Source organism: Glaciimonas sp. PAMC28666, assembly GCF_016917355.1.
In the GTDB taxonomy this organism is placed as follows: Bacteria; Pseudomonadota; Gammaproteobacteria; order Burkholderiales; family Burkholderiaceae_D; genus Glaciimonas.
The window spans coordinates 3385809-3400609 of sequence record NZ_CP070304.1 but is presented as its reverse complement, the minus strand read 5'-3'; the positions used below and the strand labels follow the sequence as shown (position 1 = coordinate 3400609).

Here is a 14801-nt window from a genome sequence, read left to right as displayed (position 1 = left end):
CTAACGTTAGCGAAGTTCTATAGGCCGGGCAGTTGCGCGCATCAAGCCAGTAATTTAGTGGGCATTACCGATTGCCCTGTATGGATATTTTTTGCAACCGGAATTCCAGGCGGCCTGTCTATTTCCTTTAATCTGATGACATTGATCTCCTTTCCATATGGCAAGCCGTTGATTAATTTGCGTACTTTCGAAATCCCCGTCACCACGAAAAATGATTCCGGGTCAAATATCCACTCGTTTTCTATAGAGACCTGGGTTGAGGTGCGCTTGATCAACGGTTTGGCCGACTTTGCCTTAATATGATAAACGGCGAGCGCCGTACCCAATCCAAAAAGTGATTCCTTGTCCAGCGCAATTTCGAGGAGTTCGCCGCTGCCAGATGCAGCCATAAAAGTAGGATAGCTGGTCACCGTGTCACCCACGGCCAGCTTACTGGAATACCCTACGTCGACGTCTGAAACGCGTATAAGTAAAGTTTTTCCCGACGGCGCAGTGAGCTTTTTCAAACCACTGGATAAATTGATCGCAGCCGCTTTAAGTTCCGGCGTAAGGGGCCAGTCTCCGCGCAACGCCTTGTTGAGATAAAAATTATTATTAGTGTACCCTTGAACAAGATCATCTCCCATGGATGTGCCGTACGGTTGCTGGACGTTGACAAACGACCACCCACGTACTGCCTCTTGTTCGGCTACCGTCAATTTTTGGTTAAATTCGACTTTATAATCTTTCGAAAATTGTCGGCCCACTATACTTTTCCCCCCTTCCCAGGTGCCTGGATATTCGATCAACTGCAACAAGGTGTCTTCCCATCTATCCATGTCGCGATCTCGCGCAAGGCTGTACGTATAGCTAAACCGCCGGTTCAGCATATTGCCTGATACCTGGGAACATACCGCTCCGACCGTTCTCGTACAACGCGTGCGAGGGCGATTTCTTTGATGCAGTAGTCTTGTACGTCTATTGCGGTTCTTTAAGCGACGTGCCTGACTTAACTTGACCTTATTTCCATTACCCCCAACGTGCTTTATTGCCCCGGTATGTCGCACGATTTTAGACCCGATGTTAGCCAGCGTGCGTCCCCAGTCGATTGGAGGGAGGATAAATCCGGCCACTTCCCTGGCCGCTGTAAAAGCTGATTTTTTTAAATAAGGGCTGGCGGCACGAAAAACAATCTTGCGCAGTCCGGCGCCACTAATACCGGCAAGCCTTGCCGCCCTGATGGCACTTTGCGTCGCTTTAAGACCAACGCTACTCAATTTGAAAACTGGAATGCCAATGGATATGAGTGTGATAACCAGATCCAAACCATCAAAAGCCAGGTCTTTAAAATCCGGGCTGTAATGTGGATCGTACATTGAGCGTTGAATCGCATCGAAAAATGGCATGCTGCTAGCGAGCTTTTCATGCCACTCACGATCCATATTTTGTTCTCGAAATAACGCAACATACTGCTGTAACAGACGTCTCTGATCACTGCGGATAAACGCTCCCGGTGAATCTCCCGCAGGCAAGGCATAGCGCCGAGGCGCAAGCATTTCGAGTCTCTTATTTTTTGGCAACGGCGAATTATTGGGCCAAAGTAGGTTGGCCAGCGCGGCAATCGATATCACCATCTTCGGCGTTATATCGTGGCGTGCAAGCGCATCGAACTTACGTGGGTCGATGAAAGCACTCGCCTCTTCAATGACCAAAGCCCCGCCAAACGTGCTGGTGGCGTAGATGGTGCCAGAATCTCCCTTCACTAAATAAATCCGGTTATCGCCGGTTACCGGCCGTCTGATGATGTTGGGCATCCCGCCGCGCATAGGCACACCATCGTCCCGATAAATAATATCGAGACCGATAACAGCTTGATAAGGTCTTTCGAGGTCAAGAGCGCTGATACCCGTGGATACTCGCTGGACAATACTATCGGCGTGCCCTGCCAGATGATCTTGCAGATATTCATTAAGCTGCTCGTAATATCTCCGGATACCCACTTGACCACGCGGTCTCAATACAGGAATGTTAAGGTCGATTGTCTCAAACTGCTTGCGATGAAATCGATGCACGGTTTCCACATCAAATACTGCGTAATGTGCGGAAATAAACTTGTCGATAAGGTCCGGATCATTGATATCGAGTTGCAGTTGCCTGACCTTGGCGGGAAAATAATAATTTATGGCCTCCAGCTCTGCCAATCGCTTTGCAACATGGAGGCTGTAATTCGCGGATGTGCGGTCGTAAACGTCATTAGCTAACGCCAACAACACGTGGTCCGATCTGCCGCTCACCACATCAGGGCCCGGCACGTCATGTGAAACGAGGTAGAGCCGCATCGCCTCAACTCTGGCCTGCGCCAGAGATAGTGGTTGTGGTTGGAAAACCTCGGGTTGTCCCGGTTCCCCGCGCGCCCTCCCAATGGCGACCAGCGCGGCCAGATCCCCTTGCAACTGCGACTGACTGTCGTAACGTTTTTTGAAGGTCCTTAATCTAATTTCCTGGATTTCGATTAATGCAGCAGCCGCTGCATTATTAACACCGTATTCCGCTAATTGATGCTGGGTCCGCTTGATTCTGTTTGCATACATCACCAAAATATCTTCGGGAGCTAACAGATCCTTTTGATCCCTTAGCGCATTAAAGTCTTCCCTCTCATCTGTGAGGACTTCGTCCAGGATAGCGGCATATCGCCGATCAGCACTGACCGCCATTGAAGTCAATCTTCTTGGCGGTAAACTATCTAATTTGTAAAAGGTATTGATGTAACTGTCTCTGAACAATTTGCGGGCTGCGATGGCATTCGGGTCCGATTCGACATCTGTACCAAGCGGTTGACTACTTGCCCAAAATGGAGAAAACAAGGTGGCCTCAACTCCCTTCGCAGCGCGATCAAATTCACGATCTATCATTCCAAAAAAGCCCGAGGAAACCTTACTCAATCTAAATGCATTATCGTTATTAGCAGGAATACTCGATACCGGAAAGGTCGGGCCGGCGTTGGTAAGGGCATGCTGCGAAACGATTATTGTCGGCTTTTTCTCGGGTGCAGGACCAGGTTTTGTCACCGTTGTTGAGGTCGTAACCGTAGTTATTTTATTTTCAAAAAGGATCTGGCGAGAACCAAAAACGCCTTCACCAATTTGTACAATGAGATCAGCGCCGCTGCTTTTCACCTTTAGCCATAAAGGGGGTAGGTCCTGGTTATCGCTTGCTGCCGTCTGCGTATCTCCAAAACGTACAGCTATTTTATTGTTCCCAAATGCGTTCCGATCAATTGCCGTGACAATGTGCAACGAACCATTATTCTCAACGCTACCATTATGTGGGCCGCTCGCACCATCCAAAGTAAGTAGCACCGGGCCACGACAATTATTCCCACGTTCCCAAGGTGCCGGAGCAGTATGGATTTTTAGTTCTACTGCGCTATTTCTGTCGAGGGGAATAAATTTTTTCGAAAATTGAAACTCACACCCATCACCCGCCATCGACATGGAAAATAACGGCCTGAACGGAACTTGCCGAAAAGGTTCGCCTAAGTCCATTGGTAACATCGTTGATCGTTGATCTTTATGTTCGCTTTGGTCGCCGTACAGCGAACCAGCACCAAACAGCGCACGTATCAAATCGAGGTAATCAGCCGGATTCGCGGGACTTAATTTTGGACACGGCCGACAAAGCTCGCTAACGTGCGCAACTAATTCCAGCAACAATCCAAGTACGCTTTTATTTTCGACCGGCAGCCAAACCCGATCAACTTGAGCTTGAGCACCACTATTCTGATGGCATCGTTGCTGTTGTTTTGTGTACGCTGCAATGGATGCGTCAAAAGATAATCCATCCAGCGAATCGACCTCAACCTCCAGCGACAAACCATACGGCGCAATCTCAAACTCGATTAGCTGAAGAAAGGCCATCACTAACGCAGGATCAATTTCGCTATCGGTCAGATGACTTAGCCACAAGGTTAATAACGTTACTACTGCACACTGCTCGCCGCTGGTAATTTCTCCGCCCACTATCCGCTCTGACCATGCCCCTTGAACGTCTAACCCCAACGTGACACGAGAAATACCATTTTCTGTCGAGACAGCGTAATCCTCACCTTGCACTACATGGCAATTCCTGCCCGCCCCTAAAAAGACACGGCATAGGGCAATCAACGTTGGGCTGCATCTTAATAAAGGTTCCAGCAAGGCCACGCAGTGACTATCCGAATGATTAAAATATTCCCGTAAATTGCCGGAAAAAAATGGCAAGGTTTTTTTATTGTCTTCAAGAAGGTCGCAGAAACGCTGCTGAAACCTTTCGATCAATGTGATTGGCGACGCTCCATTTACATCCCGTTTAATTTCATTCAGCAGGGCTATTAACGTTGCACGGAACGGAGAATCACCATCTCCGCGGCGATTTGCATCGATGTCTGAGGCTGTATTTGCCTTAACATTTTCCTGAACATTGGGTATTACAGGATGACTGTAAGAGGAAGGACGTGAGCCGACGATCATTGGCGGACGCCTTGTTAGAATAGTGAATCAATTGATAGTCGAAAACCTATTCCGTAGGCGGTTTTGGTCTGACCGCTCTGGATCTATTATGATCACTGACGGAGCTTATGATCATACAAGTCGCTCAGCAACCACTTTTCGATCATTGCTCAGCCCCGCCTAAACGCTCACATTCTGCTAATCGGATGGCGCGCAATACCGCTACGGAGGTGTGGGAGCCCGCGTTATAGGTCACCGGCGAACATCCAATGCAGGCGTTAAAAAGCCCCGACTTGCGGGGCTCCAAACTACGCTTTAGCAATCGTTAGATTACTTAGCTTCCATGAGTGCAACGGTCGTATCCAACATGCGGTTCGAGAAGCCCCACTCGTTGTCGTACCAGCTCGATACTTTGACCAGACTTCCAGAAACTTTGGTCAATGTTGCATCAAAATTTGACGACGCCGGATTGTGGTTGAAATCGACTGATACCAATGGTTCGACGTTGTAAGTCAGCACTCCTTTCAGTGAACCTTCCGAAGCCTCTTTCAGGATCGCATTGACTTCATCAACGGTCGTCTCACGTGCGGAAACAAATGACAAATCGACCAGCGACACATTAATGGTCGGAACACGAATAGCAAAACCGTCTAGTTTCCCGTTCAACTCAGGCAACACCAGACCAACTGCTGCAGCGGCGCCGGTTTTGGTTGGAATCATGCTCATTGTGGCTGAACGCGCCCGACGCAAATCTTCGTGATAAACATCAGTCAGCACTTGATCGTTGGTGTAGGAGTGGATCGTAGTCATCAGACCATTCACCACGCCAATTTTGTCGTTCAGAGGCTTGACCAGCGGTGCCAGACAATTGGTGGTGCATGAAGCGTTCGAAATGACCGTATCAGTCGACTTCAGCACATTGTGATTGACGCCGAAAACGATTGTGGCATCAACATCTTTGCCGCCTGGTGCCGAAATAATGACTTTCTTTGCGCCGCCGTGGATATGCGCGCTGGCTTTTTCCTTGGTGGTGAAGAAACCGGTACACTCCAGAACGACATCCACCTTCAGTTCGCCCCATGGGAGTTCAGCTGGATTGCGTTGTGCGAACACTTTGATACGGTCGCCGTTGACGACAATTGCGTCGCCATCCACCGTAACAGTACCTGGAAACTTACCGTGCGCTGTATCGTATTGGGTCAAATGCGCATTCGTCTTTGGATCGCCCAAATCGTTAATCGCCACGATCTCGATATCATGCTTCTTACCGCCTTCGTAATGGGCGCGGAGGATGTTGCGGCCGATGCGGCCATAGCCATTGATTGCAACGCGAATAGTCATGCTTTTCTCCTAAGGTATGAACAAAATCGTAATTCCGACGATCGTTAAAAACCACCGTCGTTCAGGTCTGTATGAAGTCCGCATCAAAGTCGAACCGAACTCGCGTATTTAAACTGTATTAATCCACGCGTATCGTACGCCAGCCGTAGCCGACTTCCTGCATATCCAGACCGTCCCAGCTAAATGCTTGTTCAGTCAATAGCTCGCCGCCGAGTTTGCTATAAAACTGGCGGGCAATGTCGTTTTCAGCCAAGACCCAAGCCAGCATATTGTTAGCACCGGCACTGGCCAGCGTTGACGCAACATGCGCGACCAGACGGCGGCCGATACCGGCCCGCTGCACCGATGGAATCAAATAAATCGCCGTCAATTCGCTATCGAAACCAAGCTTTGGTTCGCTTAGCGTCATGCCGGCAGCAAACCCAACGATTTCACCATCAATTTCAGCGACAAACACGCACGCCGCATCGGACGCTGCTTGCAAGATGCGTGTCCATAATGCGGTACTTTCTTCGACTTTCATGCTATCGAGATAAGCGACAGGAAGTATCCCGCGATAGGTGGTTCGCCAACTATCAATGCGCACTGCGGCGATCACTCCAGCATCGGCCACGGTACCGCGACGCACCGAAAAGTCACCGACAATATTGGTGAATTCGGTGACGTCGGCTACCTTAGTTACCTTAGGCACGATTTTTGGCTTCTTTGTTCCCACACTCATGCCAATGTCAGCTTGACTTTGGCGACCACATTTTCCACTGTGAAGCCAAAGTGCTTGAACAGGACATCAGCCGGTGCCGATTCCCCGAACGTATCAATGCCAACAACCGCGCCTTCAAGACCAACATATTTATACCAGGTTGAAGTAACGCCGGCTTCGATCGCTACACGCGGCAAGCCCCGGGTCAGAACACTGGCTTTATAAGAGGCTTCCTGACGATCAAATACATCAGTGCTCGGCATTGAGACCACGCGCACAGAAATACCCTCAGCGGCCAATACGTCCGCTGCCTGGATGGCCAACGCGATCTCAGAACCGGTCGCGATAATGATACCTTTCGCGTCCTTAGCATCCTTCAAAATGTAGCCGCCGCGCGCAATGTTCGCAATTTGTGCGGCGTCACGTTGCTGAAATGGCAGATTTTGGCGGGAGAAAATCAATGTGCTCGGACCATCATGGCGCTTAACTGCAAAACCCCAGGCGACTGCGGATTCCACGGTATCGCATGGACGCCAATTATCGAGGTTCGGGATAAGACGCAAACTCGAAACATGCTCAACCGATTGATGGGTCGGACCGTCTTCGCCGAGACCGATCGAGTCATGCGTGAAAACAAAAATCGACCGAATTTTCATCAAAGCAGCCATACGTATTGCATTGCGGCTGTAATCGGAAAAAGTCAAAAAGGTGGCGCCAAACGGAATATAGCCGCCATGCAAAGTGATCCCGTTCATCATCGCGCTCATGCCGAATTCGCGCACGCCATAATTAATGTGGTTGCCCGGTTGGTCGGCGCGCACTGCGACACATTCTTTCCAGTTAGTCAGATTCGAACCGGTCAGATCAGCGGAGCCGCCAAGGAATTCCGGCAATACCGGTGCCAACGCCTGAATCGCATTTTGACTCGCTTTACGGGTTGCGATGGTTTCTTGCTTTTCGACGCACGTGGCAACGTAAGCACTCAGCGTCTGATCAAAATTGCCTGGCAGTTCGCCCTTCATGCGGCGTGTCAGTTCGGCCGCCTTAGCGGGAAACTCTACGCTGTAAGCCGCAAACAATGTGTTCCATTGTGTTTCGAAGCGTTGACCTTGTACTTTGGCATCCCATGCCGCATACACGTCTTCAGGAATTTCAAACGGTGCAGAGGTCCAGCCCAATGCTTCGCGCACGGCCGCGATTTCTTTATCACCCAATGCCGCACCGTGAACTTTATCGGTTCCAGCCAAATTAGGCGAACCCTTCCCAATCACTGTTTTACAGCAAATCAAGGTTGGTTTGTCCGCTAACTTTGCTTGATGGATAGCCGCGTTAACTGCTTCAACATCATGCCCGTCCACGCTGCGAATGACATGCCAGCCGTAGGCTTCAAAACGTTTCGGGGTGTCATCCTTGAACCAGCCTTCAACGTGACCGTCGATCGAAATGCCGTTATCGTCGTACAGTACGATCAGTTTGGACAGACGCAAAGTGCCTGCCAGCGAACAGGCCTCGTGTGAAATACCTTCCATCAGACAACCATCGCCTACAAAGGTGTAAGTGTAATGATCGACGATAGGGAATGCAGGTGTATTGAATTCGGCGGCCAACAGCTTCTCGGCCAGCGCCATACCTACTGCGTTAGTCAATCCTTGTCCTAGCGGACCGGTCGTGGTTTCAACACCCGGTGTAATGTCCAGCTCTGGGTGACCTGGCGTCTTCGAGTGCATTTGACGGAAATTACGCAGCTCATCCATCTGCAAATCGTAGCCGGTCAAATGCAGCAATGCATATTGCAGCATCGAACCATGTCCATTTGACAACACGAAGCGATCCCGATTGATCCATTTTGGATTTGTAGGATTATGACGATAGTGCTTTGCCCAAAGCGCTACTGCGATATCCGCCATGCCCATAGGCATACCGGGGTGGCCGCACGTAGCTTTTTGTACTGCATCCATTGCCAAGGCGCGAATCGCGTTGGCCATTTTCGAAGTCGGGAGTGTAGTCATTGTGTTCACAGTTAAGCAATGGTTGTTCGTGCAGGGCGCAATAAGCGAAAGTAATAAGCGGCAGCAATAAAAAGGTCGATTCGCACGCGCGCCCAGTGATAAAGCACTAAAGCGCAATATTTTACCAAAATGCAGCCCCTCCCGTTGCAAAAACGCGCGGACAGGCATTTTTCAATTGCAAAATAGCGGGTTTAAGCACCGCTGGAACGGCTGATACCGCCTCGACCGACTACCCGTCAATGGCGTGGCCCCGCCTGTTGTGCTGTCGATTAACAAGGCGATGCAACCGGTAACGACCAGCGACGGACAAATAGCGGATTCGATTAACTTCCGTCATACTAGTCAATCTTGCGACAGATCAATAATGTTTCCATTACCATGATGTTTTGATTGTTTCGGCAAACCACTGTTGCCGAATCTACTGCCGATAAACTACTTCCTTCATTCTATGCCGCGTTTTTACATCCCCACCCCGCTTGAAATCGGCTCTCATTTGGCTCTGCCGGAAGCGGTTGCGCATCACGTACAGGTGTTGCGCCTAACACTCGGTGCGCCCGTGACGTTATTCAACGGCAGCGGCGGTGAATTTACTGCCAGCATCGTCAGCGTGGAAAAAAAACGCGTTAGCGTAGAAATTAAAACATTTTCCCCGCGTGAAGCAGAATTGCCCTATGCCATCACTCTGGCGCAGGCTCTGCCGGAATCGTCAAAGCTCGACTGGATTATCGAAAAAGCCGTAGAGTTGGGCGCAGCGGGAATTCAGCCTCTTTCTGCTCAGCGCTGTGTGGTGCGATTTTCGACTGATCGGGTGGAAAAAAAACAAGCGCACTGGCAAGCAGTAATCGTTGCCGCAGCGGAGCAAAGCGGACGCAATCGATTGCCGCATCTCGCCCCGCTCACCTCGCTCAATGACTGGTTAGGTCAGCAGGATTTACACAAGCGAATTCTCTTGTCACCGCGCGGCGAAGAATCTTTGTCCAGCTGGGCGCGCCATCAGCCACCGCAATCAGTGGCGTTATTAATCGGTCCGGAAGGTGGTTTTACAGAACAGGAAGAGCGCGCCGCATGCGCGCAAGGCGCGTTAATGCTGTCCATGGGGAGTAGAATATTACGCACTGAGACGGCGGGCCTCGCTGCCCTAGCCGCACTGAATGGCATTTGGGGTGAGATGTAATAGATTTGCCTACCGGGTGGCAAACTATTGTGTGAACTAGCAGTCACGGTCGCTTAATAACAGCCACTTAATAACAGCCTCTTAATAATAATCACTCAGTAGCAGTCACTTGGTAACAGTCGCCTTGCCTTTATTGCCATTATTATCACCAGTTTTGCCACCCCAATAATGGACAGACCATACTTAACGTTCGCGCTGAGCCTTAAATAGTTCTATAGTAAAACATCTTGCGTATTCGATCTTCCGTCGTTTTACGCTGACATTCGTTTATTACTCAGGAGAAAATGATGGGACTATTAGACGGCATACTTGGCGCAGTGAGCGGCGCGCAAGGGCAACCGGGCCAAACGAACGATCCTAAAGCGATGCTGATACAAGCTGCACTCAGCATGCTCACCAACCAATCCGGTGCAGGGGCAGGCGGTGTTGAAGGTGGTCTTGGTGGCTTGCTGGCTAAATTTCAAGCCGCTGGCTTGGGTGACGCGGTGAGTTCCTGGATCAGCAATGGCCATAATCAAGCGATATCGCCCGATCAAGTCCAGCAAGCGATGGGCGGCGGTCAACTTGAGCAGCTTGCACAGGCCGCAGGACTATCCGAAAGCGAAACGGCAGGTCATTTGTCGGAGATTTTACCTGGATTGGTTGACAAACTAACACCAAATGGGCAGACCCCTGAAGCCGGAGGCGGTTTAGCGGGACTAGAGGGATTGCTAGGTGGATTTCTCGGCGGGAATAAACCGGCTTAAATCGTGTTATTTTGATAACCGATGCAGTTGTTGGAAGCTTTAGATTGGCAGCTTTAGTTGGGAACATCAATATTCCTTGTAAGCTGCCAATCGCATCGGTCCCGCCTTCCTGACGCGAATTTTCATCGCTTTTACTCTTTTATTATCAAAATAAAACGAAGAACGATCAACCATTCAAGCGGTAGGTAGGAGTTGCGACGCGAAAGCATTTATAATCTACGGTTTTGCAACATCTATCCCGGCCACTTCCATGAAGGTATTTCGCGGACTTCCCAACGCTGAATCGCGCGCACCCTGCGCGCTTACTATCGGCAACTTTGACGGCGTACATCGCGGCCATCAAATTTTACTCGCGCACGTGCGTCAAGCAGCGACAGAATTAGGTCTCGACGCCGCAGTCATGACATTTGAGCCACATCCGCGCGAATTTTTTGCTCAGCAGTCACAGTATCCTGTCACATTGCCCACCCGCGTTGCCAATTTACGCGACAAGTTGCAATCTTTAGCGCAGGCCGGTATTGACCGGGTGATCGTGGAACATTTCAACGCGCATTTTTCCAGCCTGACGCCGCAAGAGTTTATCGAGAAAGTATTAGTGCAAGGCTTGCACATCAAGTGGTTGATGGTAGGAGAGGACTTTTGTTTCGGCGCACGCCGTGCTGGCACCATCGCAACATTGATTGAAGCCGGGGAAAAATATGGCTTTCAGGTAAAAACCCTCCCGAATGTCATGAATGACGGAACCCGGGTATCGTCGTCAGCAGTACGCCTGGCGCTGGCGAATGGCGACTTTGCCGCGGCCCGGACGTTGCTGGGTCATCCGTATGCTATTTCGGGGCACGTGGTGCACGGGAAAAAGTTGGGACGCACAATGGGATTTCCCACGCTGAATTTGCGGGTGCATCATAAACAGCCGGCGTTATCGGGGATTTTCGTAGTGCGCGTTCACGGCTTATCAGAACAGCCCCTTCCCGCCGTAGCAAGTATCGGCACCCGTCCCACCGTCGACAAAAGCGGGCATGTGCTGCTGGAAGCCTTTATTCTTGATTACTCCGGTGACTGCTACGGTAAAGTAGTAGAGGTCGAATTTTTGAAAAAATTGCGCGACGAAGAAAAATACGTTGATCTACCGACCTTAACCATAGCAATCAAGCGCGATGTAGAGAATGCCCGCGATTACTTCCGCATGCACGATAGCGCCGCGATTTCAGCGACTGACCGAATTTGAAGCACATGGCGTCGCCTTTCTAAGTCTGTATCAACCCGGCGCTACCGCACGAGGTGCAAGCACGAGGTGCAAGCACGAGATGCGAACATGAGATGCGAACTATCCACCGCAATTGCCACTTGCCACAGACATCCACTGAATTCCATTGAAGAAAATTATGTCCGATCATCCAACTCAAGCACCAAAGCCAGAAAACACCAAGACCGCAAAAGCGGCTAAACCGCAAAGCAAGTATCCGGTCAATATGACCGAAACTGCTTTCCCCATGCGGGGAGATCTTGCCAAGCGAGAGCCGCAATGGGTAAAAGAATGGCAGGAAAAAAAGGTCTATGAGCGCATTCGCAAAGCGTCCAAAGCACGCCCGAAGTTCATCCTGCATGACGGCCCACCGTATGCGAACGGCGAGATTCATCTGGGCCATGCGGTTAACAAAATTCTGAAAGACATGATCGTCAAAGCCCGCAATATGGCTGGCTTTGACGCGCAATACGTGCCGGGATGGGATTGCCATGGCATGCCCATCGAAATTCAGATCGAAAAGAAATACGGCAAAAATTTGCCAGTAGCTGAAGTCCAGGCCAAGGCACGCGCCTACGCCAACGAACAGATCGACCTGCAGCGCAAAGATTTCATCCGTTTGGGCGTACTGGGCGAGTGGGACAATCCGTACAAGACCATGAACTTCAGTAACGAGGCCGATGAACTGCGCGCGCTCGGTACGATACTCGAAAAAGGCTATGTATATCGTGGCCTGAAGCCGGTCAACTGGTGTTTTGACTGCGGCTCGGCGCTCGCGGAAGCGGAAGTTGAATATCAGGACAAGCGCGATCCATCCATTGACGTTGGCTTCCCATTTGCAGAGCCTGAAAAACTCGCTACTGCATTCGGCCTTTCAGCGTTGCCAATCAACAAAGGCTATGTGGTCATCTGGACCACGACACCATGGACCATTCCTTCAAATCAGGCGCTCAATGTGCATCCTGAGGTCGAGTATGCGTTAGTTGAAACCAAGCGCAATGGCGAAGCAATTTTGCTGATACTGGCGCAAGATCTGGTTGCTGCTTCGCTGGAGCGTTTTGGCCTTGAAGGAAGCGTGATCGCCACCTGCAAAGGCGCCGCCCTATCGCTGATCAATTTCAAACACCCGCTAGCCAACGCGCATGCTGGCTATGATCGTTTGTCGCCGGTCTATCTGGGCGATTATGTCACCACTGAAAGTGGCACCGGTATCGTTCACTCGGCCCCCGCTTACGGTATCGAAGACTTTGTTTCATGCAAAGCACATGGCCTGAAAGACGATGACATCATTAGTCCGGTCATGGGCGATGGACGCTATGCGTCGTCATTACCTCTGTTCAATAGCCTGACCATATGGGAAGCGTCGAAGCCCATCTGTGCGACATTGGAAGAAGTCGGTACGCTGTTCAAACTGGAAATGTTCGATCACAGCTACATGCATTGCTGGCGCCATAAAACGCCAATTATTTATCGCGCCACGTCGCAGTGGTTCGCCAGTATGGACAATCTGCCCAATGATGGCCAGGACAGTCTGCGCAAGACCGCCATTCGGGCCATTGAAGAAACGTCATTTTTTCCGGCATGGGGCAAAGCGCGCTTGCATGGGATGATCGTCAATCGCCCTGACTGGACGCTGTCACGCCAACGCCAGTGGGGCGTTCCGATGGCTTTCTTTGTACATAAAGAAACCGGTGAACTGCACCCGCGCACGCCAGAATTGCTGGAGCAGATTGCGCTGCGAATCGAAAAGAGCGGTATCGAAGCCTGGCAGGCGCTGGATCCGAAAGACTTGCTCGGCGATGAGGCTGATCTTTATATAAAAAATAAAGATACGCTCGATGTCTGGTTTGATTCCGGCTCGACCCATCAGACCGTTCTGCGTGGATCGCACCATCTGCAATCGCAGTTCCCGGCTGACCTGTATCTGGAAGGCTCGGATCAACATCGCGGCTGGTTCCATTCGTCGTTATTAACCTCCTCCATGCTGAATGGACGTGCCCCCTATAAAGCACTGCTGACGCATGGCTTCGTGGTCGATGGCGAAGGCAAGAAAATGTCGAAGTCGTTGAAGAACGGCATCGAACCACAGAAAGTATCGGACACCCTAGGTGCTGAAATCTTGCGCTTATGGGTTGCCTCGAGCGATTACTCTGGCGAAATCACAATCTCTGACGAGATCTTGAAACGCGTCACCGAATCGTATCGCCGTATCCGTAATACGCTGCGCTTTCTGCTGGCAAATACCTCCGATTTCAATCCATTGACTGATGCGCTGCCAATCACCGAATTGCTTGAAATCGACCGTTACGCAATCGCCAGCATGGCCCAATTGCAAGTGGATGTTTTACAGCATTATGAAGGTTACGAGTTTCATCCTGTGATATCAAGAGTGCAGATGTATTGCTCCGAAGACCTGGGGGGCTTCTACCTCGACATTCTGAAAGATCGTCTGTATACCGGTGGCGTAACGTCTCATGCGCGGCGTTCCGGGCAAACGGCAATATGGCATATTACCCAAGCTTTGCTACGCTTGATTGCACCAACGTTATCCTTTACCGCGGAAGAAGCGTGGTCATTCTTTGCCAGCAAAGATGCCTATGCAGAAAGCGACGAAACGATCTTTACACAAACCTATTACACGCTTCCGGTAATTGACGATGCTGCGACATTGATCGAAAAATTCAACGCGGTCCGCACCGTGCGTGGCGATGTTACCAAGCGCCTCGAGGAAGTCCGTGCTGCTGGCGGTATCGGTTCGTCGCTGCAAGCTGAGGTTGAGTTAAAAGTCACAACCAGCAAATATGCGCTGCTCAATAGCCTCGGCGATGATCTGAAATTTGTCCTGATTACTTCAGCAGCTACCGTTACCGAGGTGGGGTCGGAAGCGGAAGAGAACATCGTGGTCACCCCATCGTCGCAACAAAAATGTGAGCGTTGCTGGCATTACCGCGCCGACGTTGGTAGTCATGCCGAGCATGCCGGCCTTTGCGGTCGCTGTGTTTCGAATTTGTTCGGCAATGGCGAAGACCGCCATTTTGCCTGATCGGAAGGCTATTTGTAACGCATAACGACCCCGCCGGTCGGCCTGAAACCACTCTATGCAGTGTTCAGGCCGACAT

Annotated in this window: 8 protein-coding genes; 4 read left to right on the top strand and 4 right to left on the bottom strand. The window is 50.7% G+C overall.

Annotated features, from left to right (window positions below):
* Positions 1–41: 41 nt before the first annotated feature.
* The 4 genes from JQN73_RS14600 to tkt all read right to left on the bottom strand — a co-directional run bounded on the left by JQN73_RS14600 (position 42) and on the right by tkt (position 8516).
* A complete protein-coding gene (locus JQN73_RS14600; protein WP_205319591.1) occupies positions 42–4487 on the bottom strand; it encodes a hypothetical protein in 4446 nt (1481 codons plus the stop codon).
* Between the two features lie 309 nt (positions 4488–4796).
* Complete coding sequence (gap, locus tag JQN73_RS14595; RefSeq protein ID WP_205319590.1) at positions 4797–5807, bottom strand: type I glyceraldehyde-3-phosphate dehydrogenase; 1011 nt, start codon at positions 5805–5807, stop codon at positions 4797–4799.
* A gap of 118 nt (positions 5808–5925) precedes the next feature.
* Complete coding sequence (locus JQN73_RS14590; RefSeq protein WP_240162277.1) at positions 5926–6498, bottom strand: GNAT family N-acetyltransferase; 573 nt, start codon at positions 6496–6498, stop codon at positions 5926–5928.
* Between the two features lie 26 nt (positions 6499–6524).
* Entirely contained in the window at positions 6525–8516 is a 1992-nt protein-coding gene (tkt, locus tag JQN73_RS14585; RefSeq protein ID WP_205319588.1) for a transketolase, read from the bottom strand.
* 448 nt (positions 8517–8964) lie between these two features.
* Here tkt and JQN73_RS14580 point away from each other — a divergent pair, with 448 nt between their 5' ends.
* The 4 genes from JQN73_RS14580 (at position 8965) to ileS (ending at position 14725) form a co-directional block, all read left to right on the top strand.
* Positions 8965–9690 carry a 16S rRNA (uracil(1498)-N(3))-methyltransferase gene (locus JQN73_RS14580; RefSeq protein ID WP_205319587.1) on the top strand — a complete coding sequence of 242 codons (726 nt, stop codon included), beginning with the start codon at positions 8965–8967 and terminating at the stop codon, positions 9688–9690.
* A 284-nt stretch (positions 9691–9974) separates the two neighbouring features.
* A complete protein-coding gene (locus tag JQN73_RS14575; RefSeq protein ID WP_240162276.1) occupies positions 9975–10436 on the top strand; it encodes a YidB family protein in 462 nt (153 codons plus the stop codon).
* 250 nt (positions 10437–10686) lie between these two features.
* The gene (locus JQN73_RS14570; RefSeq protein ID WP_205319586.1) at positions 10687–11664 is read left to right on the top strand and encodes a bifunctional riboflavin kinase/FAD synthetase; all 978 of its coding nucleotides are present in this window, start codon (positions 10687–10689) and stop codon (positions 11662–11664) included.
* 157 nt (positions 11665–11821) lie between these two features.
* A complete protein-coding gene (ileS, locus tag JQN73_RS14565; protein ID WP_205319585.1) occupies positions 11822–14725 on the top strand; it encodes an isoleucine--tRNA ligase in 2904 nt (967 codons plus the stop codon).
* Positions 14726–14801 lie beyond the last annotated feature (76 nt).

Coding starts and splice junctions, on each gene's coding strand:
- JQN73_RS14600 (WP_205319591.1), bottom strand. CDS start 4,487: ATGATCGTCGGCTCACGTCCTTCCTCTTACAGTCATCCTGTAATACCC.
- gap (WP_205319590.1), bottom strand. CDS start 5,807: ATGACTATTCGCGTTGCAATCAATGGCTATGGCCGCATCGGCCGCAAC.
- tkt (WP_205319588.1), bottom strand. CDS start 8,516: ATGACTACACTCCCGACTTCGAAAATGGCCAACGCGATTCGCGCCTTG.
- JQN73_RS14580 (WP_205319587.1), top strand. CDS start 8,965: ATGCCGCGTTTTTACATCCCCACCCCGCTTGAAATCGGCTCTCATTTG.
- JQN73_RS14575 (WP_240162276.1), top strand. CDS start 9,975: ATGATGGGACTATTAGACGGCATACTTGGCGCAGTGAGCGGCGCGCAA.
- JQN73_RS14570 (WP_205319586.1), top strand. CDS start 10,687: ATGAAGGTATTTCGCGGACTTCCCAACGCTGAATCGCGCGCACCCTGC.
- ileS (WP_205319585.1), top strand. CDS start 11,822: ATGTCCGATCATCCAACTCAAGCACCAAAGCCAGAAAACACCAAGACC.